The sequence below is a fragment of the Sulfitobacter sp. 1A13679 genome, assembly GCF_043557115.1.
GTDB classification, from domain to species: domain Bacteria; phylum Pseudomonadota; class Alphaproteobacteria; order Rhodobacterales; family Rhodobacteraceae; genus Sulfitobacter; species Sulfitobacter faviae.
Genome location: NZ_JBIFFO010000023.1, coordinates 23,345 through 45,499, shown reverse-complemented (window position 1 = coordinate 45,499; position 22,155 = coordinate 23,345). Strand labels below are relative to the sequence as shown.

Here is a 22,155-nt window from a genome sequence, read left to right as displayed (position 1 = left end):
ATCCGTTCTGAGCTTGGCAAGCATATTGCCGTTCCTGCTTGTCTACATCCTCGCAACGCCTGGTTTTGCGACGCTGCTGCTGACGAATGGGACCGCGCTCTCGCGCTTCCTCCGGCAGGTCTTTACCAATGGGTTTGTGGTCGTTTTCCTCGTGAATTACTTGGGGTTCGTTTCCGCATCGGTCGCGCTGAAGCAGTACCAGCATCGGCCGATTGTTTACCTGGTTTTAGATGGCCTGCTGCGGAGTGTCGCATTCATTGGGGTTCACATTGCCGTCTATGTGATGTCGGCCGATCTGTTCGGCTCGTTCAACGGCAGCCGTGCAACAGCTTTGAGCGTGGTCGGACCAACGCTCGAGCGGTCGTTCATGTTTGGGAACATCTCGGGCGTATATCTCTATGCCCTGGCGCCCGGCACCTTCATCGCGCTTCTGGTGGTTCTGACAGAACCTTCTGGCGAGGCATCGAAGCCTACCATGTTCAGGACAATGAGCATGGCCTTGCTGTTCAGCCTGACCCCGATCCCCCTCGTCACATTCCTGTCCTATGCGTTGGATCTGGCAACCTGACGGGCCAACTTGGTCAACGACCCGCAGGCTGTCATCTGATCAAATTGTATCCGAATGTACCCTTGACCTTGCCTCACTGGAATGTCGCAGAAGAACACGAGCATATTCTGGAGAGCTACATGTCTGACAATCAAAGTCAAAAATCCACCGGTTCATCGAAACTGATGCAGTATGGTATGATGGCCTGTTGTGCCGTTATGTTGTTTCCAGTCGCCGCATTCTTTATTGCAGGCGGCACGATCGCGGGTCTGTGGGGCAACGTCGGCCTTTTTGCGCCGCTCGCACTTTGTCTTGGTGCGCATGTCGTCATGCACAGGATGATGGGAAAGTCGTGTCACGGGTCAAGAGTTGAACAGGCGAACGAGGCGACTGTGGATGCAGAATTTGAAGATGGCCAAGCTCCCGAACGAGAACTGGTACGCGCCCGCTAGAACGCGGCTGACAATCGGAATTCCGATTGCAGGTATTCTGGCCCTCGGCGGTTGTGCCCAGTCGGCCTCGGGCAAGCTTTGCCCACTTGAGCCCCCTTCCGTGACACGGGATGCGGCACACGACGTCATGCTTCCCGTAGGATGTCGCTTGGTCGGTCAGTCTGAAGGTACTACCCACGAAATAGTCTGTGACGACGGCCGGACCGGATGGGCTTTCGATTAAGCGCCAAACCTTGATCCTGCCTCACATTCACCTGCACAGCGACGGTCGCCCACGCCACTACGGGCGCAACCGTTCCAACGCGCTTTGCACGGCTTGACGGCGCGGGTCATCTCCCGGCACCTCCGACAACAGGATTTCAGCGTGTTCAAACGCCGCGATTGCCGGCGCGGTATCACCCAGAACCGAATAGGCATTGCCAAGCCGCATCCATCCATCAAGATCGTCAGGCTCATCTTCCAGCCGCGTGGCCAGCCGTTCGACCATCGAGCGGATGAAATCCTGTCGTTCCTCCACACTCATGTCCTGCGCGTTTTCGATGTCTTCCTGTGTCGGGCCGGACGCACTGGTCTTCGGGGCATAGTCGGCCAGCGAGATCGGAGCCTTGCCGATCTTCGCGCCAATCCGGTTGGCTTCGCCAACAAAGCTTTCCATCCACGGGAAAAACCTATCCGCATCGTCCAGCCGGGCCACCAGCGTTTCGTGAGCCCGAGCCTCATCGCCCTTCTGCTCGAGCGAGACTGCCTTGAAAAAGGCAGCACCGGGATTGGAAGGATCCAGTTCGTACGCCCGATCAATCGCGGTGTCCGCTTCAGGTGTCACCACACCTTGCTCTGCGTAGATCAGAACCTCGGCCAACATGGAGAAGACGGCGGAATCGGCCTCCGGTCGTTGTGCGACAACTCTATATGCATCGGCTGCATCCGCATACCGGCCCATTTTCGAATAGGTTTGCCCCAGCAGCATCCAGCCTTCCGAAGGCCCGCCTTCGGGGTCTGAACTGAGCCGGACGTACAGACGATCTGTCAATTCGGCGATTTCCGCCGCTTCCTGCCGTTCAGTGGCACGTTCGGCAAAGGCGACACCTGGGATCTCTGGCGAGCCCATTGCGGAGTAATATCCAAAAGCGAAGACCGGCACGAACACTGCGCTCAGAACGACCATCAAGCGGCCCCCTGCCGCCGGTTTCCCATCTGACAGAACGGACCGGCGCGACTGCACGAGGATCCGTCTCTTGATCTCCTGCTCCGCCGCCGTGGCCTCGGTGTCGGAAATGACACCGCGCTCAAGATCCCGCCGAACCTCATCCAACTGATCCATGAGGACCGCATCCGTGGCGTCAGCCGGGACGGGTGTCCGCGACGACCGATGGCGCAGCGGCAGGCCCATGAAAAGCAGACCTACAACGGATAACAGGGCGAAAACCAACCAGATCATGAACCGTCCTTTGAAGCGTTCTCTTCAATGAAACGCGCAATTTCCGCTTTTTCGTCATCGGAAAATCCCGTTGCGGCAGCCCTGCGCCGGCTTCTCGAAATGACGGTCCAGCCGACAAGCAGCGAAACAAGCGCAAACACGAAGGGCGCCATCCAGAGCGCGAGAGTGGCGCGATTCAGGGGCGGGCGCATCAGGACATAATCGCCATACCGGGCGTGGATGTACGCGATGACCTCCTTGTCGCTGTCACCGGCAACAAGCCTTTCGCGCACCAGTATGCGCAGGTCCCGCGCAACCCCGGCGTTGGAGCTGTCGATGTCCTGATTCTGGCAGACAACGCAGCGCAGTTCCCGTGATATTTCACGGGCGCGTTGCTCCAGTACAGGATCCTGCAACATCTCGTCTGGCTCGACCGCCAAGGCCGTCACCGGAAGCAGCAGGAGGAAAGCAAATGCGATATACCTCATCCGTTCTGGCCCCTTGCTAACGCGCCAGCCTGGATCAATGCTTCCCTGAATGTGGAAATCGCCGTTTCGCCCACGACGGGGCCGACATATCTGAACAACACCGTCCCGTCAGAGCCGACAATGAATGTTTCAGGTACGCCCGAAAGGCCCCATTCAATCCCCACTCTGCCGCTCAGATCAGACCCGATCCTTTCGTAGGGATTGCCAAGCTCAGCAAGCCATTTAGTCGCATCCTCCGGCTTGTCCTTGTAATTGATCCCGAACAACGTCAGCCCGTCCTTTTCGACCATCTGGGTCAGAACCCCGTGTTCGGCCCGGCAGGGCACGCACCACGAGGCAAACACGTTCACGATGACCGGTCGCGGGTTCCCGACCAGATCGGCGCGGGAAAGCCCTGGCGTCTCCAACCCGTCGACAGCGGCCAGATCGAATTCGGGTGCCGGCTGCGAGATCAGAACCGAAGGAATGTTGTTCGGGTCCCGGTCCGGGTTCAAGCCCCACAGAAAAAACCCCCCGAAAATGGCCGCGATTGCCAGCGGAATGAATGCCAGTATACGTCCCATGCCTACTCCGCAGGAAGTGCTGCGGGCGCTGTCGCCTTGCGACGGGGTGCCCCGACGCGCAACCGCCGGTCAGACAGCGAAAGACCCCCACCAAGCACAAGCATCGCCGATCCGATCCAGATAAAGTTGACCAGAGGTTCATACAGGATGCGCAGGGTCCAAGCCCCTTGCGTGCTCTCGTCCTCGGCGGCCGGATTTGCGATGGACGCATAGAGATCACCGGCCATTGTCGATCTGATGGCGCTCTCTGTGGTGGTGGTTTGCGCGACCGGATAGGTACGCCGCTCCGGGAAGAGATCGGTGACATAGTTCCCCTCCCGGGCCACACGAAGCGTGCCACGATCCGCGAAGTAATTTGGCCCACGCACACGTTCGGCCCCCTCAAAGGTGACATCGAACCCACCAATGCTGACCTCTGTACCGGGCCGGACAAAGATGATTTCCTCGGATTTCCAGACCGTCGAGCCGATAAATCCGAACATCGCCATCGCGAGCCCCGCATGAGCCAGTGTCATCCCATGAGAGGATCTGGGCAGGTTGCGTGCACGGCGCACCGATTCCGGGAACGGTGCCTCAAACAGCTTTATGCGCATCGCCCATTCCCGCAGGGTTGAGAAAAACAGCCAGAATGCAAGCATCAGCGACAGATACCCCAACACCGGACCGCCCTCGGCGAGATACCAGGTCACCAATGTCGCGAGCACGGCCAGAACGACCACGAAACGCAACCGCTGCAGAACGCCCGCCAGATCGGCACGTTTCCAGGACAGGTAAGGCCCCAGCCCCATCGCAAAGACGAGCGGCAGCATCACGGGAATAAAGGACGCATTGAAGAAGGGCGGCCCCACCGACAGTTTTTCACCGCCCGTCGCGGCTTCGTAGAAGAGCGGGTACAAGGTGCCGAACAGCACAATGCCGGTGGCCGTGGCCAGCAGCAGGTTGTTCACCAATAGCCCCGCTTCCCGGCTGATCGGCTTAAACAGGCCGCCGGGCTCCATTGTCGGCGCGCGCCAGGCAAACAGAGCAAGGGAACCGCCGATCGAAACGGCCAGCAATCCAAGGATATAAAGTCCCCTTTCCGGGTCGACCGCGAATGCATGCACAGAGGTCAGCAGGCCCGATCGGACAATGAACGTGCCCAAGAGCGATAGGGAAAAAGTCAGGATCGCCAGAAGGATTGTCCAGCTTTTGAACGCATCCCGTTTCTCCGTCACGATTGCGGAATGCAGCAGTGCCGTGCCCATCAGCCATGGCATGAAACTGACGTTCTCAACGGGATCCCAGAACCACCAGCCGCCCCAGCCAAGCTCATAATAGGCCCACCAGGATCCCAGCGCGATGCCTGCGGTCAGGCTCATCCAGGCAGCCAGCGTCCACGGACGTACCCACCGTGCCCAGGCCGCGTCCACCCGCCCTTCGATCAGGGCGGCAACCGCGAACGAAAAGACAATCGAGAACCCGACATACCCGAAGTAGAGAAGCGGCGGGTGCATGGCGAGACCGACATCCTGCAATAATGGGTTGAGGTCCTGACCGTCGTCTGCCGGAGGGAAAACGCGGTCGAAGGGATTGGACGTCAGCAGCATGAAAGTCAGGAAACCGACACTGATCCAGGCCTGCACCGACAGCGTTCTTGCCTTCAGCGACAGAGGAATGTTCGATCCGAAGAGGGCGACCGCCGCACCAAACACCGTCAGGATAAGGGTCCACAGCAACAGGGATCCTTCGTGACTGCCCCAGGTGCCTGCCACCTTGAACAGCATCGGTTTGAGTGAATTGGAATTCTCCACCACGTTCTTGACCGTGAAGTCGCTTGTGACGAAGGCTTGCATCAGCGCCAGAAACGCGATGCCGACAAAGAAAACCTGACCGAACGAGGACCATCTGGCAGACTGCATCCACAGGATGTTTCCGCGCCCCGCACCGAGGATGGGCAGCACACTTTGAACAAGCGCCATGGCCAAGGCCAGTGCCAGCGCGAAATGACCGATTTCAGGTGTCAAAGGATCATCAGCCTCTTCAATGAATTCACTGGATCGACGTCTGTCTAGCAAATCGTCCGGCGAACTGTGAGTGGTTGCTTTGTCACCGTTTGTAACAGGATGCTGTGACAAATGATTACAAAACGGCCCGCGCTTGGCCTTTAATCAAAGCGCTATAACGCCAATGTATCTAGGGTAAGTCTGAAAGGAATGAGAAATGAAAAAACAAGAAATTATTGCGCTTGGCGTGGTGATCGCGGTTGGCATGGCGCAAACAGCATTTGCGGAATCCGACGGGGCTGCCGACAGCAAGCCTGACAGCGGGAATATGTCCGGCATGGCGATGGGCGATGGCGACAATCAGATGGGCATGATGGGCGGGGACATGATGCCGATGATGCGAAAAATGATGAAGATGCATGCCGCTATGATGGGTGGCCAGGGCAACATGATGGGAATGATGGATCGGGACATGATGTCGACAATGATGTCCGGTGGACAGCCTCATGAAATGGCCGCGCAGATGTCCGAAAAAATGCGGGAGTTCGATGCGAATTCCGATGGAGCGTTGACACTTGACGAGTTCGAAGCCTTGCATATGGACGCAATGCGCGCGCGCATGGTAGATCGCTTTCAGCATCTCGATGCGGACGGTAACGGCCAGATCTCTCAGGACGAGATGGAAGATGCCGGTACACGGATGAGCAAAATGAACGGTACTTCCACCGGAACGGACATGGAAGGTCATCATGACAGCGAATAAGGGTCAAGCCTGCGGCACTCAGCTTGATGGGGGCAAATTATGGCCTTCTTTCTGACGCGCCGCGGCGCAAGCCTTGCGATGTTGGCCAGTTCCGTTGCACCTTTCTCGGCTGTCGCCCAGACCGCCGAGGTCTGGTCGGCGGACATGGCAGCAGATGCGCTGCAACAGGACCTGATCCGGATGATCGACGTTCGGTCGCGACCGGAATGGACCGACACCGGCGTTGCCGACGGTACCTGGCCCATCAGCCTGCATGAGGACCGTTTCGCCGAGCGGCTTTTTGCCGCCCGGGAACGGGCCGAAGGGCGGCCTGTCGCGCTCATCTGTGCGACAGGCGGGCGGTCTGGCCGCGTCATGCGAAGTCTTCGGCAGGCTGGCTACAGCGGCTTTCTTGACGTATCCGAAGGCATGCTCGGTTCTGCCGCCGGACCGGGCTGGATCGCGGGCGGTTATCCGGTCGTCAGTGTCGATATGGCTCTGGCGGCGCTGCCAGAGGAATTGAGTTGAAGTGAAACTGTTGAACCGTCGAGAACTGTTGGGCCATGCCGCAGGCTTTGGGGCTGCATTTGCCCTGCCATCGGCTGCATTCGCGGCATCGGACAAGAGGCTCGCGTATCCTCCCCTTCTCGATGCGACGACATCCCGGCTTTTTCAGCTGGAAGCCCGCACGGGCGAGACCCGTTTTGACGACGGTGCCGCCAGCGAAACGTTCGGCTACAACCAGGGATACCTTGGCCCGACGATCCGGGTGCAGGCCGGGGTCGAGACACGGGCAGAGGTGCACAACACGCTTGGCGAGCCGATGTCGGCGCATTGGCACGGGTTGGTTGTTGCCGGTGAGTTCGATGGCGGACCACATCAGGCCATCGCACCGGGAGACACCTGGAAGCCGGTGCTGGACCTTGACCAGCCCCCGGCAACGGCCTGGTATCACAGCCACATTCACGGCGCGACGGCACGGCAGGTCATGCTGGGGCTGGCGGGTGTTCTGCAGGTGACGGATGACGCGGATGACGCCCGTGGATTGCCATCCGCCTACGGGGTCGATGATCTGACCCTTGTATTGCAGGACCGTCAGTTCAACTGGCGCGGACGCCTGAAATACGATCCCGGCATGCACCAGTCCATGAACGGGTTTCAGGGCGACACAATGGTTGTGAACGGTCAAATCGGCGCGTCGGCAGCGGTTCCGAAGGGGATCGTGCGGTGCCGTGTCGTCAACGGCTCGAATGCGCGGGTTTACCGCCTGTCCATGTCTGACAGCCGGTCGCTTCATCTCATCGCGACAGATGCCGGATTTCTGGATCGACCGATTGCGCTGAACCGCCTGACCCTTGCACCAGGAGAGCGCGCAGAAGTGCTTGTGGATTTCACAAGCGGGCGGGACAGTGTTTTGAAGTCCGACGATATCATTAATTCGGCCATGGGCGGAATGATGGGCGGCGGCGGTTCCGGCAGTCCATTCACCGTGCTGCCTTTCGCTGTCGACACAACCCTTCCGGTTCGCATCGACGCCCTGCCCGGCTCTCTGGACGGGCAGTTGCCTGATCTTGCGGTCAAGGACGCGCCAGTCCGACGTCTGTCACTGGATATGTCGATGGGCATGGGGATGATGTTCTCGCGGTCCGGTAACCGATTTTCGATCAACGGCGCGTCATACGATTCGGGAACGCTCAATTTTTCCACCAAACTCAACAGCATCGAGCGTTGGATTGTGCGTGGGGCCATGATGATGCACCCGTTCCATGTTCACGGCGTCCGGTTTCAGGTCCTGTCGGAAAACGGTACGGCACCGCGTGCAGAGAACAGGGGTTGGAAGGATACGGTACTGGTGGATGGTGAAGTGGAGCTTGCGATGAAATTCGAAAAACCTGCCTCAGCGGCTGCGCCCTACATGTATCACTGCCACATTCTGGAACACGAAGACGGCGGCATGATGGGGCAATTCAGTGTTGCTTAGCGCAGAAATCCCTTTACCCTCCGCTGACAGGAACCTTTAGGGGAATCCTATTCCTCGATAGAGGTTTGAGATGAAAACCGAATTGCACATCAAGCGGCTGACCCTCGCCGGCGGGCTGTTGATCGTCATCTCTGCGCCTATGCATTTCATCTTGCCCGAGCAAAGGCCAATTGTCTTCGCAGCTCTCTTTCTTTTGGTGCTCCATGCCGCTTAGCAAACCGCGCCTGCATCGGGTTGGGCTATGGTTGGTGGTTGCGCTTGGCGTACTTTTGATAGCCATATGGGCAATGGGATATGGCCCGGCGATAGCCCGCGAGACTATCGAGGTCTGGATAGAGCGGGCCGGCGCTTTGGGACCGTTGCTCATCATCGTGCTCATGATGGTTTCGATCGTGGCAAGCCCCATTCCAAGTGCACCGGTCGCACTGGTGGCAGGCGCGGCGTATGGTCATGTTGCCGGAGCTGTCTATGTCGCCATCGGGTCGGAACTGGGTGCACTCGTGGCATTCATCATCGCCCGCTATATCGGGCGCGACCACGTTGAGCGCTGGCTTGGGGATAAGGCCGGTTTCGGGTTATTGGGCTCTCAAAATCTGTTGATGTTGACGGTGTTCGCGTCTCGCCTCTTGCCCTTCATCTCGTTTGACGCAATGAGCTACGCTGCCGGTCTCAGCCGCCTGCGCCTTTGGCGGTTCCTGATCGCAACTCTGGCAGGCATTCTTCCAGCCAGTTTCCTGCTCGCGCATTTCGGAGCAGAGGCCATGTCGGGAGATTTCGGCACTGCTGAGTGGATCATCATCGGTCTTGGATTGATGACTGCCGCACCGTTGCTGGTCGCAGCGCTCTGGCGAACAAATCGGTCAACCAACGCTTCCTAAGTCTGAGTATGTCAGCAAAAATGAAAACCGTGATTGCCTACTTTACCATTGACCTTCCCCCACAGGAAGCTGCGACCGTGAATCGCTATGGATACACAAACACCACAACTCCGCCGGGATTTCCTGTACTACGCCACCGCCGGAACGGGCGCGGTTGCCGTAGGGGCTGCGGTCTGGCCATTGCTCAATCAGATGAACCCATCCGCCGATGTCCGCGCGCTGTCCCAGATCCGCGTCGATATCTCCGGTGTGGAACCCGGAACGCAATTGACTGTCAGTTTTCTCGGCAAGCCGGTGTTCATCCGGCACAGGACCGACGCGGAAATCGCGCAGGCCCGTTCGGAAGATGTGCTTTCCCTTCCTGATACCGTCGCCAGAAATCCCAACATATCCGGAGATGACCTGGCCACCGATGCAAACAGGGCAGTGGCGGGAAATGAGAATTTCTTGGTCATGATAGGCGTTTGCACGCATCTGGGATGTGTACCACTTGGTGACGGAGCCGGCGATTTTGGTGGTTGGTTCTGTCCCTGTCATGGCTCCCATTATGATACAGCAGGACGCATTCGAAAGGGTCCGGCACCGGAGAACCTGCATATTCCCACGATGTCCGTTTCGGAAGACATGATACTGACCCTGGGCTGACAGGAGCTTCGCGCATCGCGAAGGCCCATAAAATTCATACGCAGCGTTGTCGGAAGAGTCTTGACCCTCCAGTAACTGGAAGGGTTATGTGTTCAATTGTCTTGAAAACGGGAATTAGAAGATGGCCACGGACCAAGAACATCATCACGACATGACGCGCACCTCGACCGCATCAGACCCAGATACAGCGACCGACCCGGTGTGCGGCATGACCGTCGAGATAGACGAAGACACGCGCAGTGCCGAGTATGATGGAGAGGTCTTTCATTTCTGCTCGGAAAACTGCGAAACCAAGTTTGGCAAAGACCCATTTTACTATGCGTCGGGAAACGCCCAAAAGACACCAGCACATGGCGAGGCCGGTACGCAATGGACCTGCCCGATGCATCCGCAAATCCTGAAGGATGAGCCCGGGTCCTGTCCGATCTGCGGCATGGCGCTTGAACCGATGCTTCCATCGGACGAGCCGTCAGAAGAGTTGTCCGATTTCACAACACGCATGTGGATCAGCGCGGCAGCCGCCGTTCCGCTGGTTATCCTGACGATGGGTGAACTGGTCGGCCTACCTGTGCGGGAATGGATCGGACATCAGACGGCTGTCTACATCGAATTCGTCCTCGCAACCCCGATCATTCTCTGGGCGGCTCTTCCCTTCTTCAAAAGGGGGTGGGAATCGATCAGGAATATATCGCCGAACATGTGGACCCTGATCGCGCTTGGCGTCGGGGCTGCCTATATCTATTCGCTTGCCGCAACATTCCTGCCCGGCATTTTCCCCGAAGCGTATCGAAACGGCCAAAGCGTCGGGACATATTACGAAGCTGCGGTTGTGATCGTTGCGCTGATCTTTGTCGGTCAGGTGCTCGAGTTGCGCGCCCGCGAACGGACGGGTGATGCCATCCGTGCATTGCTCGATCTCGCACCAAAAACGGCGCGGCGGATCCTGCCGGACGGGACGGAATATGACGCACCTCTCGAACACATTGTTGAGGGTGACAGGTTGCGGGTACGCCCCGGCGACAGCATACCCGTCGATGCCGAGGTCCTCGAAGGGCATTCATCTATCGACGAAAGTATGATCACCGGAGAGCCGTTGCCGGTCGAGAAAACACAAGGCGACCGGGTCACAGGCGGCACGATCAACAAGAACGGCACATTGGCGATCCGGGCCACACAGGTCGGTGCGGACACGGTCCTGTCCCAGATCGTGGACATGGTGGCAGGTGCAAAGCGGTCGCGCGCGCCGATTCAGGGTCTGGCGGACCGGGTATCGTCCGTCTTTGTTCCGACGGTTGTCGTCATTGCGATCATATCCTTCGTTGTCTGGCTGTTCTTAGGGCCCGATCCCGCGCTCGCCTTCGCTGTTACTGCAGCCGTATCCGTTCTTATCATTGCTTGCCCCTGTGCCTTGGGCCTTGCGACGCCCATTTCGATCACAACGGCGGCGGGCCGCGGGGCACAGGCTGGCGTTCTGATCAAAGACGCCGAAGCACTGGAACGCATGGCGCGTGTCGATACCGTCATCGTTGACAAGACCGGAACACTCACCGAAGGGCGCCCCAAGCTGACAGACGTGGTGCCCACGGGGGACAAGGCTGAAAATGACCTGCTGACAATGGCTGCGGCCCTCGAACGGGGCTCCGAACATCCGCTGGCCGAAGCAATAGTCGAGGGTGCGCTGGCACGGGGGCTGACGCTTCCGAACGCAACGGAATTCGAAGCCGTGACTGGCAAGGGCGTGAAAGGCATGGTCGATGGCCAGGTCGTGGCACTTGGGAATCCCGCCATGATGGCAGAGATCAACGTTGACGCTTCGATTGCGGAATTTGCTGCGGACGACCTTCGTGAATCTGGAAAGACAGCAATGCTTGTGGCGATAGATGGCACTTTTGCCGGCATTGTCGCTGTTGCCGATCCCATCAAGGAGTCCACGGCAGACGCCATCGATGACCTTCATCGCCTCGGTCTCAGGGTCATAATGGCAACCGGTGACAATCAGAAAACCGCCGAAGCCGTCGCCGCAAAGCTGGGTATTGATGAAGTCCACGCAGGCGTCTTGCCCGAAGACAAGAAGGCATTGGTGGACTCCCTCAGACAAGAAGGGGCCCGGATCGCCATGGCAGGAGACGGCGTGAACGATGCCCCTGCCCTGGCGGCGGCTGATGTGGGCATTGCGATGGGCACCGGTGCCGACGTTGCCGTGGAAAGCGCAGGCATCACCCTTCTGGGTGGTGATCTTGTCGGCATCGTGCGTGCGCGCCGATTGGCAAAGGCAACGGTGCGAAACATCAAGCAGAACCTGTTTTTTGCCTTCGCCTACAATACCGCAGGTGTGCCCATCGCGGCTGGTATTCTCTACCCGTTTTTCGGCCTTCTTCTGTCGCCGATGATCGCCGCCGCCGCGATGAGCCTGTCTTCGGTCTCCGTCATTAGCAATGCACTGCGGCTGCGACGGGTACGGCTTTAGTCGCAAACTAAGGAGATAGATGATGGCAGGCGGACATCAGGGGCATATGCCGTCCGGCGGCAAGGGGCTGGCGATATCAGCCTAGTTGACCGGCATCTATTTTGTGATTGAACTGGCGATTGGCCTATGGACAGGGTCAATCGCGGTCATCTCCGACGCGTTCCATACCTTTTCGGCCGTGGGCGGTGTGCTGGTCGCCATTGTCGCGGCGCGTATGGCGTTGCGTCCGGCGGATGAAGAGCGGAGCTTTGGCTGGGCGCGCGCCGAAATCATCGGCGCCCTTGTGAATGGCGGCTTCTTGCTGGCCATGGCGGTTGTTGTCATCGCGATGGCTGCCATGCGCATGTCTGCGCCAATTGATCTTCCAACGGGTCCGATGCTGATTGCGGCTGCCGGGGGGCTCTTTACGGAGTTCATTTCGCTTGCGCTGATCTGGAAGCAAAGCAAGGAAGATCTGAACACGAAGGGAGCGTTCTGGCATATCATCCAGACCTTTGTTGGCAGTCTGTTGATCATCGTGACCGCCCTCGCAATCGAATTCACCGGGTTTCTGCTGATCGACCCGCTGCTTGGCATGGCGTTCGGGTTTGTCCTGCTATGGGCGAGCTGGGGATTGCTGAAAGAAGCGGCGCATCTTTTGATGGAAGGCACGCCCCCCGAAGTGAGTCTGCCTGAAATCAAACGTACCCTTGAAGAACTGCACGAGGTTTCCGATGTTCACCATATTCATGCCTGGGCGCTGACAAGTGGCAAGCATGTCTTCTCCGCGCATCTGCGTGTCACAGATCAAGAAGAGGTCCTGCAAACCGCCTACGACATGCTGCGTAAGGACTTCGGGTTCTTTTTCGCAACCCTGCAGATCGAAACACGGTGCTTCGACGAAAGCGGCGCTGAGGCAATCGACCTTTCAGCGGCGAGCAGTAAGACAGGGCATAACGGCGATCTTTGAAAACAGGTCATCGTCGCGGGCAGCAATTCTCATTGTTATCGGGCAAGCGAAATACCCGCCAAGCTTTGCTACCGCACCTTTTGTTATCTCGAACCGGGCATGGTCCGGCTGATCCATTCAGGGGCGCAAATGATACGTTCCCCGGGTCGGATTTGCGATCCGGCCATCATTCACAAGCTTTCGCAAGGCCCGATAGGTGGCCTCGTGCGAAAGGTGCAGCGCGCTGGCAAAATCGACAACGGAGCTTTCAAGCAGGCCCGCCACCATACCGGCATAGACCCGTTCTTCTGCGCGGCGGATGCCTACGATCTCAAGCGCCTGACGTTGCGCTTGTATCTGCTGTGCCGCTTGCCGCGCATAGGCGCGTGCAAAATCCGGATCTGCAAAGGCAGACAAGACCGCCGCTTTGTCGATCTGTACAAACGCCCCAGCCTCCGCCACGACCGCATCGCAGTGGTATCTATCCGAAAACACCGATGCTTCGGCAAGGCTCATCCCGGGCTCGGCACGGTAGATGATAAATCGTTCGCCATCCGGGCCGACACGCTCAAGATGAACGCGCCCGCACTTAACAACATAAAGGCCGCAGGTCCGCGCGCCCTGACGAAAGACCGTATCCCCTGCGGCCCTCGTCAGCGGACGCAAGGCGGAGGGCGGTATGAGATTATAGGGTTCAGGCATCATATGATCCAAATCATATTTCAGGGTCCGATCAGGTACTAGGCTGAATCCGAATACACTCAGGAAAGGCTGGTCCATGCGACTGATACCCGTTCTCTTCGCTGTCTTGCTTGCGACACCCGTTACGCCGCAACAAATGCATTCATCCATGGGTCACGCGTCCGACGCCCCAGGAAACCGGCCAGTCCGCCTTCGCCGCATTGGCCGAAATAGTTGTGCTGCTCCAGGCCGATCCCGAAACCGATTGGGGCGCCGTCAATATCGACAAACTGAGGGACCATCTGGTCGATATGGACCTTTTGACACGAAAGGCAGAGGTCACCCGCATTCTGCGGCCCGACGGGGCACGGTTCGAAGTGCGTGGCAGCCCGCGTGTCCTGTCGGCCATCAACACAATGGTTCCCGCCCATGCACCGTTCCTTGCCGGTGAAACAGGCTGGAGTGTTGCGTCAGAAGAAATGGAGGATGGTGTCGCACTGATCGTGGGTGGCGATGGTGAACAAATACAGGGCCTTGGTTTCTTTGGTCTGATGACAATCGGTGTACATCATCAAGAGCACCATCTGATGATTGCGAAAGGACGCAAGCCGCATCATTGAGCACGCGCCCAAGGCTCATATGCGGACCCAGGCCGCAATGGTCACTTCGCCAACACTACGCTCGGATATTCACAAAGAATCTGATGTCGACACCAGATCCGCAGAATTAACCGTCACACGCCTGCGGGACCATACGATCAGGGCCGCGCCAAGGATAATCATCGGCAACGACAGCAGTTGGCCCATTGTCAGCCCATAGCCCGCCCAATGAACCGCATGTCCAATCGGGTTGTCCTGCGTGACGAACTGCATATCAGGCTGCCGGAAGAACTCGACAAGGAACCTTGCGCTTCCGTATCCCGCCAGGAACAGGCCAGTAAGGCTTCCGGGAAAGCGCAGCCAACCGCGTTTCCAGGCCAGAAAGATCAGGACCGAGCCAAGCAGGATACCCTCCAGAAGAGCCTCATAAAGCTGGGACGGATGGCGGCCACACAGGCCCACGACGCCCGCACAGGACTGGGCCGCCTCGCCGGGGAATGCCACCGCCCAGGGCACATCGGTCGGACGGCCCCAAAGCTCGTTATTGGTGAAGTTGGCCAGCCGACCGAGGAAAAGACCCGGTGGTGTTGCAACAGCGAGCAGATCCGCCGTTGATAGAACGGGTGCGCCGTTGCGATAGCAAAAAAGCAAGGTGGCCACGACCACGCCGAAAAAGCCGCCATGAAATGACATACCACCCTGCCAGACCATGAAGATTTCGACGGGGTTCTGAAAATAGTACTGAGGTTGATAGAAAAGCACGAACCCCAGCCTGCCCCCCACGATCACGCCCAGAATGATCCATGTCAGCAGGTCTTCCAGTTGCTTGGGTTGCAGCGGCGGCGCCCCGGCCCCCCAGACTGACGAAGAGCGGACCAATGCGACACAGATGCGCCAGCCGATAAGGAGGCCAACAATATAGGCCAGCGCATACCAACGCAGGGCAAAGCGGAACGATCCGATATCAACGGCAAAAATCTCTGTTCCGATGTCAGGAAATTGGATAATCGAAGTCAGCATTCTTTGTTACCTTTGCCTGTTTCACACAAGGCCACATTTTGTTTCCCGCAACGGACGTTGGCGCGTTCAACCCTGTTGTCCCCAGCCCAAAGCGCTGTGGTGAATGTGCCATCCTTGCGTGCGGGAGTCGGTTCCGTTGAACCAGAGATGACGCACATCGGCACCCGCGTCCATGTGTTCAGGCGCTTGTATCCCATGAGTTTTGTACTTGTTTGTAACGGTTGGAAGCTCCGCCGCCTACTGGATCCGTCCGTCGCGGGAAATCAGCCGATCAAGGTCGCGCTCCATGATCTGAATTCGCTCCCGCGTCCTGCAACGACCATTGCGCAACCACATCTATGATCACGGATATGTTCATTGAAGTTGCGCGCGCCCGGCACAATTCAACGGATCATGACGGCACATAATGGTGATAACCGGGATCAAAGCAGGACCAGCGGCATCGCAAAAGGAGTTCAGATGTTTATACGGTCCCTCGCAGCGACACTTTTCATCGCTTTTGTTGCATTAGCTGCAAACGCCCCGCCCCTCTATGCGCAAGGAAAGACAATTCCATTCGATGGAAGCTGGAAAGAACAGGGCCTCTTGCGGCTCTTTTCGAACGAGTACGGCCTGCAAGGTCGGCGGCTGGACGTGATTTCCGATGGCACGGTTTCGGTTCTCTGGCGTCCGGTCAGCGCAGCCCTTGGCACCGCAAAGGCAGCAATGTGGGAATGGTCCGTCACGCAGGGTGTTAAGGGAACCGACCTCACACGGCGCGGCGGCGATGATCGCAATCTTGCTTTGTACTTCATATTCGTCGATCCGCAGACCGCAAGCACGCTTGGCCGAACAACGGCGCGCAAATTGCTGCGTGATCCCAATACGCGGGCGCTGGTTTATGTCTGGGGTGGCAATCATGCGAAAGGCGCATTGCTGAACAGCCCCTACTCGACGGGTCTCAAATCGAAAATTCTGCAAACGGCACAAACCGGCAACTTCACCGAGAATGTGAACCTGGATCGCGATTTCGTGCGTGCGTTCGGGGACATGCCAAAGGTTCTGGTCGGTCTTGCGGTGACAGCCGACAGCGATGATACCGACGGAAAGATCCTTGCGGCCATTCAGGACCTGCAGATACGTTAGGTGCTCTCCGGTATTCCGCCAAACCTGGGCGCCGATCTGCAATGTATCAATATATCTCGCCGGGACGCCCTTCCGCAACGGTGGGGGATGTGGGTTGCAGGCCCCAGAAACGGAATACACGGAAACCCATGCTTAAGCGTCTTCAGATGATGGTTGCGCTTGGCGCAGCCACGCTCCCCCTGCCCCTGAGTGCGGCTTCGGTGCCTGTCACCCTGACGCCCGGCCTTCACCCGGATCGGGTCGCGGGACATTGCAATGCTTGGATTCAATGGCACCTGTCCCGGCCCCGAAATCAGACAGCGCCAGAACGATATTCTGCGGGCGCGGGTGGAAAACGGGCTGGAGGACGGGACCCTCGTACACTGGCATGGCATTCGGTTGCCCAACGCGATGGACGGCGTAAACGTGCTGACACAGGATGTCATCATCCCGAATGAGGGTTACGAGTACCGGTTTCCGGTTTCCGGTTCCCGATGCCGGAACCTACTGGTATCACTCCCACTACCTTTCCTACGAACAGGTCGCCCGCGGACTGTTCGGCCCCTGATCGTCGAAGAACCTGCCCCGCCAGACGTGGATCAGGACATCACGGCCATCCTCTTCGACATTCGGCTTGATGACACCGGCCAGTTCGACATGGAATTCGACCGCGCTGATTTCATAACAGCAGGTAGGCTGGGGAACTTGATGACCACCTTCCTGTCGTCTGAGCAGGCGCGGCTGGGGGATCACATCCGGTTGCGTCTGATCAATCCGACACCGGATCGCATTTTCGAGATACGTATCGACGGGCTGACGGGCTTTTGTGTGGCCTATGACGGGATGCCGCTGCCCGAGCTGGTTTCGCTGGGCAATCTAAAACTCGCACCGGCGCAGCGCATCGACATCATCGCAGATGTGACGGGTGATGTGATCCTAAGAGAAACCGTGCCTTCGGGTGGCGAGGAACTGGGGGGCATTATGTTGAACGGTCAGCGACAAATCCGGTCTGCGCCGATAGCTCCCCTCCCCGCGAACCTCGTGCCCGCGCCCGGAGAGATCACGCAAACGGCAGATCTCTTCATGCAAGGCGGTGCCGGGGACGGCGCGCACGGCGGGTTCGGGGGCTGGGCCTTCAACGACGTGAGCGGTCTGCCGAACAAACCGCTGATTTCGGCAAGACGTGATGAAGCAGTGCAGGTGCGGATGGTGAACGACACTGCTTTTCCGCACGGTATCCACCTGCATGGCCACCATTTCTGGGAAACCGATCAGAATGGTGCGCGAACCCACCTTCGCGACACGACCCTCGTAGCGCCGGGCGAGACGATGACGATTCAGACAGGCAGTTTGGGAGGGAATGGATCAAGCGACGGATTCGTGCCGAGTGAGATCAGAGGTTCGGCACCCCGGACGGCAGTACCAAAAGGCCTCGTGAGCCGCGCTGACGGCATCTTGGCAAGGAGGCCAGAAGTACCGCTGGAGGCGCAAGGAACAGGACACCCACCTTCACAGGCAGTGCCCTCAGCAAATCCGGTGGGATCGCACCCGCCGCAACGGCCATCCGCGCTTTCGGTGGGTTCCATCTGCGCCATAGCCGTGATTGACATACTGGCCGACGACATATCCGGCGCAGTCACTGCACCGAAGGTCAGCATGAGAATCAAAACAAGGCGAAAAACGCAGGTCATACAGTTACTGCTACAACCTTCCAGCAAGGGGAGGTCAAGTGACATTCTGTAACTTGGACGTGATACCCCTGTAGTGTATCCGCCTCAGACCTTCCCTACTGCCCTTCGCAGCCAGTTGCTCATGCAAAGGTTCATCAGTCCACTTGACGTTGGTCGACGTCAACTTGCCGTCGCAAATGAGGAAATGATATCCTCATGCTCGGTCAGCTTTTTTCGTGAGTATGAGTTTCCTCCCCATCTCTCGAATTACCGTGACCATAGAGATCGGCGTTCTGATGAGCGCGATCCTCGTGCTCGAATTCGAGGCTGGAATGGCTGATGCCGAATTCTCCCTTCAGCCGCTTCTTGATCGCGCTCTTGATCTCTTCAATCTTCGACCACCCCTCGGCTGCCACGACGACATGGCAGTCGAGCGCAGCCTCGTGCTCTTGCATTTGCCAGAGATGGACGTGGTGGACGTCGGCGACGCCTTCGACTTTCCGCATCGCTTCGACGACGGCCTCGTTGTCGATGTCCGGCGGGCTCCCGAGCATCAGGGTTCGGATTGGGCCGCCTATTTCAGTGAAAGACAGATACAGGATGTAGATGGCGATGCCGATGGTGATGGCAGGATCGACCCAACGCATGTCGTAAAGGATGATCAGCGACCCAGCGACGATAACCGCGACCGAAGCAAGCGCGTCCGACAGGTTATGCAGGAAAAGCGCGCGGATGTTCACGCTGCCCTTCTGCATCGAATAGGTCAGCATTGCGGTCAGCGTGTCGACCACAAGCGCAATTCCACCGAGAATGACGACGGTCCAACCCATGACTTCGGGTGGATCAATCATGCGCATGCCACCTTCGTAGATCAGTTAGAAGCCGATCAAAATCAGGGTGGTGTAGTTAACCAGGGCTGCGACGATTTCGACCCGACCATAGCCGAAGGTCATGCGCTCATCGGCTGGGCGGCGCGCGATCTTGCGTGCGGCGAAGGCAATGACAAGCGAAGCCATATCGGAAAAGTTGTGCAGCGCATCGGCGATCAGTGCCAGGCTGCCCGACAATATGCCCCCGACGATTTGCGCAACGGTAAGAAGCCCGTTCGCCCAGATCGCGATGGCAACCCGCCGATCGCCAGAATCCGGATCGATATGCGCGTGCCCGTGGTCATGTAGCATTGGCAGGCTCCTCATGCGCGTGTGTCGCGCGTCGGTCAGTCTTGAGGCGGTCGCTGCGGAAACCACGAACGCGCGCATTCATCCAGTGGCGTATGATATGACGGTAAAGGGCACCACGCAGCCATCCAAAGGATTGCTCATGGGAAAAATAGAAGGCGTCCGGCGTATCAAACACGCCGAAATCCTGCACGATGCCGGTTTTCTGAATGTAGGTATCTTCTCCGTTCCAGGCGACGGGAGGCGCGCCAAGGCAATCCGTGCCCGCGCCATAACCGCAGAGACTGTCCGTGTCCGAGAAAGACGTTTGCAGGACTTTGAGGAAAGCGTCATCCAGGATGAAGCCTTCAAGGTTGATCCAGGCACCTTGAAATTCGATCTCGACCCATGAGTGGAGAATTTCCTGCGGAGCAAGCGGATACACCAGCTCAGGTACAACACCGCGCTGCAAGCCTTTATGGATCGTAAACCCATGCAACCGGCAACGAATGCCGACACCACGCAGCAGCGCCATCAAGAGCGTGCCTTTGGTATTGCACTGCCCGTAGCCGTCGGAAAGCACTTCCGATGCGGGGATGTCGTCAGCTCGATTGTATCCGAACGCGATTTCATTCCGAACGAAATCATAGGCAGCTCCGATCCGATCGTATTCGGATAAGCCGCGCCAGCTGCGGTTCTCAATTAGATGCGCAAGAGGCGCGGCATCAAAATCCAGTAGTTTGGTGGGTACAAGTAGGGGGTCGGTCATATGCAACGGGTCGCTCCTCGAATGTAAGCGCTGTCTGCGCCCCACGCGGGATCAGCTTGACGTGGTGAAGTTCCAGGGCATCAGCTCGTCGATCCTGCTGGCGGGGTGACCGGCGGTGATCGCTTCGAGGGTCGCCTCGAGGTAGGCGAAGGGCTCCACGCCGTTGATCTTCGCGGTGGCGATCAGGGAGGCGATGCGGGCCCAGGTGCGGCCGCCCTCGTCGTGGCCGGCGAAGAGTGCGTTCTTTCTTGTCAGGGCGATCGGGCGGATCAGGTTTTCGACGGCGTTGGAGTCCATCTCGACGCGGCCGTCGTGGAGGAAGGTCTGCAGGCCGCCCCACTGGCGGTGGATGTAGGTCAGTTTCTCGCCGAGGCGCGACTTAACCGAGATACGCAGACGCTGTGCCTGCAGCCAATCACCGAACTCGGCCACGAGGGGCGCGCTGCGGGCCTGACGGGCCGACAGACGTTGGCCCGGGCCCATGCCCCGGATCTCGAGCTCGATGCGGTAGAGCTCAGCGATCCGGCGCAGGCCCTCGGCGGCGATTTCCGAGCCGTCGCGGTCGAAGACCTCCTTCAGCTTGCGCCGCGCATGCGCCCAGCAGTGGGCCACCGTGATCGGCGCGCCGCCCTTGCGGGAGGGGCGCGTCAGTCGATCGTAACCGGTATAGCCATCCAGTTGCAGGATGCCGTCGAAGCCCTGCAGGATCTGCTCGGCATGGGCGCCAGCACGGCTTGGACGATAGGTGAAGACCACGCCGGGCGGGTCATCGCCGCCCCATCCACGATCATCCCGGGCAAGCGCCCAGAGGTAGCCGGTCTTGGTTCGGCCACGGCCCGGATCCAACACCGGGGCGGTCGTCTCGTCCATGAACAACTTGCCGGAGGACTTGAGATGCTCGGTTAGCCTGTCGACCACGGGGCCGAGGTGGAAGGCCGCTGTGCCAGCCCAGTCCGCCAAGGTGCTGCGATCGATCTGGATGCCGGAGCGGGCAAGGATCTGGCTCTGTCTGTAAAACGGCAGGTGGTCCGCGAACTTGGACACCAGGACATGTGCGATGGACCCTTCGGTCGGCAGCCCGCCTTCAATCAGCCGGGGTGCGGCGACAGCCTGAATGACCCCATCCGAGCAGATGCCGCAGGCATACTTCGGCCGGATGTCGACCAGCACCCGAAGCTGCGCGGGCACGATGTCCAGCCGCTCGGTCCGATCCTCGCCGATCCGGTGCATGCGGCCGCACCCACACGGGCACTCAAGGCTCGCCGGTTCGATGACACGTTCGATGCGCGGCAGATCAGCGGGCAGATGGCCGAGATTGCGCTGCCGTCTCCGGCGCGGCGTCGTGGTGGATGGCGCGGCCTGCTCCTTGCGGGCCTCGACCTCCGTGACGGCGGTTTCCAGGTCTTCGAAGGCCAGCTGCCGGTCGTCTTCGCTCAGCTTCTCGGACCGTTTGCCATGCACGACATGGTTCAACTCGGCGACGAGATGCTCGAGGCGCCGGTTTGCGTCCTTCAGCGCACCATTCTCCTGCAGCAGCGCCAGAACGGCGGCGCGCTGGCTCTCGGGGATCGCGGACAGGTCGATGGGCGGGGCGTTGGACATGCGCAGATTATACCGCGCCAAATGCGTCGATGCCCTATCATTCCCTGGGGCGAGTCACTCTGCCACAGCTGGTCTGCGCACCTCCAGCGATCGCACACGGCGCCAGTCCAGGCCGGCAAACAGGGCCTCGAACTGTGCCCGGTTCAGCGTCATGGCCCCATCCCTGATCGCAGGCCAGGTGAAAGTGCTTTCTTCCAGCCGCTTGTAGGCCATCACGAGCCCGCTGCCGTCCCAGAATAGGATCTTCATTCGGTCGGCGCGCTTCGAGCGGAAGACGAAGACCGTTCCGGTAAACGGATCTTCCGCCAGAGTAGACTGGACCAGGGCCGCGAGGCCGTCATGGCTTTTGCGGAAGTCGACCGGCTTCGTCGCCACCAGAATCCGCACACCCTGCGAGGGCATCAGCATGGATGCGCCTCGAGCGCGTGGACGATCTCAGCGACCCGGGCGACGGGCATGTCAT

At 58.9% G+C, this 22,155-nt stretch carries 23 protein-coding genes and 2 pseudogenes; 15 read left to right on the top strand and 10 right to left on the bottom strand.

From position 1 onward, the window contains the following. Window positions 1–25: 25 nt before the first annotated feature. Window positions 26–568 carry a hypothetical protein gene (locus ACGYLA_RS16385; protein ID WP_050672448.1) on the top strand — a complete coding sequence of 181 codons (543 nt, stop codon included), beginning with the start codon at window positions 26–28 and terminating at the stop codon, window positions 566–568. 119 nt (window positions 569–687) lie between these two features. Further along, on the top strand, window positions 688–999 hold the full coding sequence (locus tag ACGYLA_RS16380; protein WP_037953520.1) for a DUF2933 domain-containing protein: 312 nt from the start codon (window positions 688–690) through the stop codon (window positions 997–999). Between the two features lie 280 nt (window positions 1,000–1,279). On the opposite strand, the gene ccmI is transcribed toward ACGYLA_RS16380, so the two are convergent. Genes ccmI through ACGYLA_RS16360 form a run of 4 tightly spaced genes read right to left on the bottom strand, consistent with a single transcriptional unit; the run spans window position 1,280 to window position 5,470 of the window. After that, on the bottom strand, window positions 1,280–2,437 hold the full coding sequence (gene ccmI / locus ACGYLA_RS16375; RefSeq protein ID WP_043847209.1) for a c-type cytochrome biogenesis protein CcmI: 1,158 nt from the start codon (window positions 2,435–2,437) through the stop codon (window positions 1,280–1,282). Continuing rightward, on the bottom strand, window positions 2,434–2,904 hold the full coding sequence (locus ACGYLA_RS16370; RefSeq protein WP_009824475.1) for a cytochrome c-type biogenesis protein: 471 nt from the start codon (window positions 2,902–2,904) through the stop codon (window positions 2,434–2,436). The genes ccmI and ACGYLA_RS16370 overlap by 4 nt, the downstream gene beginning before the upstream one ends. Further along, window positions 2,901–3,467, bottom strand: coding sequence for a DsbE family thiol:disulfide interchange protein (locus ACGYLA_RS16365; protein ID WP_009824474.1), 567 nt, complete (start codon window positions 3,465–3,467; stop codon window positions 2,901–2,903). The genes ACGYLA_RS16370 and ACGYLA_RS16365 overlap by 4 nt, the downstream gene beginning before the upstream one ends. 2 nt (window positions 3,468–3,469) lie before the next feature. Next, a complete protein-coding gene (locus ACGYLA_RS16360) occupies window positions 3,470–5,470 on the bottom strand; it encodes a heme lyase CcmF/NrfE family subunit (RefSeq protein ID WP_043847210.1) in 2,001 nt (666 codons plus the stop codon). 196 nt (window positions 5,471–5,666) lie between these two features. Between ACGYLA_RS16360 and ACGYLA_RS16355 the strand changes: the two genes are divergently transcribed. From ACGYLA_RS16355 to ACGYLA_RS16320, 8 genes are all read left to right on the top strand, one after another. After that, a complete protein-coding gene (locus ACGYLA_RS16355) occupies window positions 5,667–6,212 on the top strand; it encodes a calcium-binding protein (RefSeq protein WP_043847211.1) in 546 nt (181 codons plus the stop codon). Between the two features lie 39 nt (window positions 6,213–6,251). Continuing rightward, the gene (locus ACGYLA_RS16350; RefSeq protein WP_043847215.1) at window positions 6,252–6,719 is read left to right on the top strand and encodes a rhodanese-like domain-containing protein; all 468 of its coding nucleotides are present in this window, start codon (window positions 6,252–6,254) and stop codon (window positions 6,717–6,719) included. A gap of 1 nt (window position 6,720) precedes the next feature. Further along, a complete protein-coding gene (locus ACGYLA_RS16345; RefSeq protein ID WP_043847217.1) occupies window positions 6,721–8,172 on the top strand; it encodes a multicopper oxidase family protein in 1,452 nt (483 codons plus the stop codon). A 70-nt stretch (window positions 8,173–8,242) separates the two neighbouring features. Next, the gene (locus ACGYLA_RS16340; protein WP_009824469.1) at window positions 8,243–8,386 is read left to right on the top strand and encodes a hypothetical protein; all 144 of its coding nucleotides are present in this window, start codon (window positions 8,243–8,245) and stop codon (window positions 8,384–8,386) included. Then, the gene (locus ACGYLA_RS16335; RefSeq protein WP_043847219.1) at window positions 8,376–9,050 is read left to right on the top strand and encodes a TVP38/TMEM64 family protein; all 675 of its coding nucleotides are present in this window, start codon (window positions 8,376–8,378) and stop codon (window positions 9,048–9,050) included. Before ACGYLA_RS16340 ends, ACGYLA_RS16335 begins: the two co-directional genes overlap by 11 nt. Window positions 9,051–9,137: 87 nt before the next feature. After that, window positions 9,138–9,695 (top strand): ubiquinol-cytochrome c reductase iron-sulfur subunit, encoded by a 558-nt coding sequence (petA, locus tag ACGYLA_RS16330; protein ID WP_009824465.1) that lies wholly within the window; start codon window positions 9,138–9,140, stop codon window positions 9,693–9,695. Window positions 9,696–9,816: 121 nt separating this feature from the next. After that, on the top strand, window positions 9,817–12,162 hold the full coding sequence (locus ACGYLA_RS16325; RefSeq protein ID WP_043847221.1) for a heavy metal translocating P-type ATPase: 2,346 nt from the start codon (window positions 9,817–9,819) through the stop codon (window positions 12,160–12,162). Between the two features lie 85 nt (window positions 12,163–12,247). Further along, window positions 12,248–13,111: a cation diffusion facilitator family transporter gene (locus ACGYLA_RS16320; protein ID WP_227512169.1), complete on the top strand. Its 864-nt coding sequence runs from the start codon at window positions 12,248–12,250 to the stop codon at window positions 13,109–13,111. Window positions 13,112–13,228: 117 nt separating this feature from the next. On the opposite strand, the gene ACGYLA_RS16315 is transcribed toward ACGYLA_RS16320, so the two are convergent. Continuing rightward, entirely contained in the window at window positions 13,229–13,870 is a 642-nt protein-coding gene (locus ACGYLA_RS16315) for a Crp/Fnr family transcriptional regulator (RefSeq protein WP_108895363.1), read from the bottom strand. 137 nt (window positions 13,871–14,007) lie between these two features. Here ACGYLA_RS16315 and ACGYLA_RS16310 point away from each other — a divergent pair, with 137 nt between their 5' ends. Further along, window positions 14,008–14,391 (top strand): hypothetical protein, encoded by a 384-nt coding sequence (locus tag ACGYLA_RS16310; RefSeq protein ID WP_009824461.1) that lies wholly within the window; start codon window positions 14,008–14,010, stop codon window positions 14,389–14,391. A 69-nt stretch (window positions 14,392–14,460) separates the two neighbouring features. On the opposite strand, the gene lgt is transcribed toward ACGYLA_RS16310, so the two are convergent. Beyond that, on the bottom strand, window positions 14,461–15,390 hold the full coding sequence (lgt, locus tag ACGYLA_RS16305) for a prolipoprotein diacylglyceryl transferase (RefSeq protein ID WP_050672452.1): 930 nt from the start codon (window positions 15,388–15,390) through the stop codon (window positions 14,461–14,463). Between the two features lie 459 nt (window positions 15,391–15,849). Here lgt and ACGYLA_RS16300 point away from each other — a divergent pair, with 459 nt between their 5' ends. From ACGYLA_RS16300 to ACGYLA_RS16285, 4 genes and pseudogenes are all read left to right on the top strand, one after another. After that, window positions 15,850–16,515, top strand: coding sequence for a DUF3047 domain-containing protein (locus ACGYLA_RS16300; protein WP_043847224.1), 666 nt, complete (start codon window positions 15,850–15,852; stop codon window positions 16,513–16,515). Window positions 16,516–16,770: 255 nt separating this feature from the next. Further along, window positions 16,771–16,926, top strand: a pseudogene (locus ACGYLA_RS16295) (multicopper oxidase domain-containing protein); the annotation flags it as partial. 7 nt (window positions 16,927–16,933) lie between these two features. After that, the gene (locus tag ACGYLA_RS16290) at window positions 16,934–17,062 is read left to right on the top strand and encodes a multicopper oxidase domain-containing protein (protein WP_306419543.1); all 129 of its coding nucleotides are present in this window, start codon (window positions 16,934–16,936) and stop codon (window positions 17,060–17,062) included. Window positions 17,063–17,151: 89 nt separating this feature from the next. Continuing rightward, entirely contained in the window at window positions 17,152–18,237 is a 1,086-nt protein-coding gene (locus ACGYLA_RS16285; protein WP_317406871.1) for a multicopper oxidase domain-containing protein, read from the top strand. 151 nt (window positions 18,238–18,388) lie between these two features. Here ACGYLA_RS16285 and ACGYLA_RS16280 read toward each other — a convergent pair. From ACGYLA_RS16280 to tnpB, 4 genes and pseudogenes are all read right to left on the bottom strand, one after another. Next, window positions 18,389–19,345, bottom strand: a pseudogene (locus ACGYLA_RS16280) (cation diffusion facilitator family transporter). Continuing rightward, window positions 19,335–20,090, bottom strand: a complete 756-nt coding sequence (locus ACGYLA_RS16275; protein WP_100161091.1) for a transglutaminase family protein — start codon at window positions 20,088–20,090, stop codon at window positions 19,335–19,337. The pseudogene ACGYLA_RS16280 and the gene ACGYLA_RS16275 overlap by 11 nt, the downstream one beginning before the upstream one ends. A 51-nt stretch (window positions 20,091–20,141) precedes the next feature. Continuing rightward, window positions 20,142–21,692 carry an IS66 family transposase gene (gene tnpC / locus ACGYLA_RS16270; protein WP_271690355.1) on the bottom strand — a complete coding sequence of 517 codons (1,551 nt, stop codon included), beginning with the start codon at window positions 21,690–21,692 and terminating at the stop codon, window positions 20,142–20,144. Window positions 21,693–21,746: 54 nt separating this feature from the next. Next, a complete protein-coding gene (tnpB, locus tag ACGYLA_RS16265; RefSeq protein ID WP_271690354.1) occupies window positions 21,747–22,100 on the bottom strand; it encodes an IS66 family insertion sequence element accessory protein TnpB in 354 nt (117 codons plus the stop codon). Window positions 22,101–22,155 lie beyond the last annotated feature (55 nt).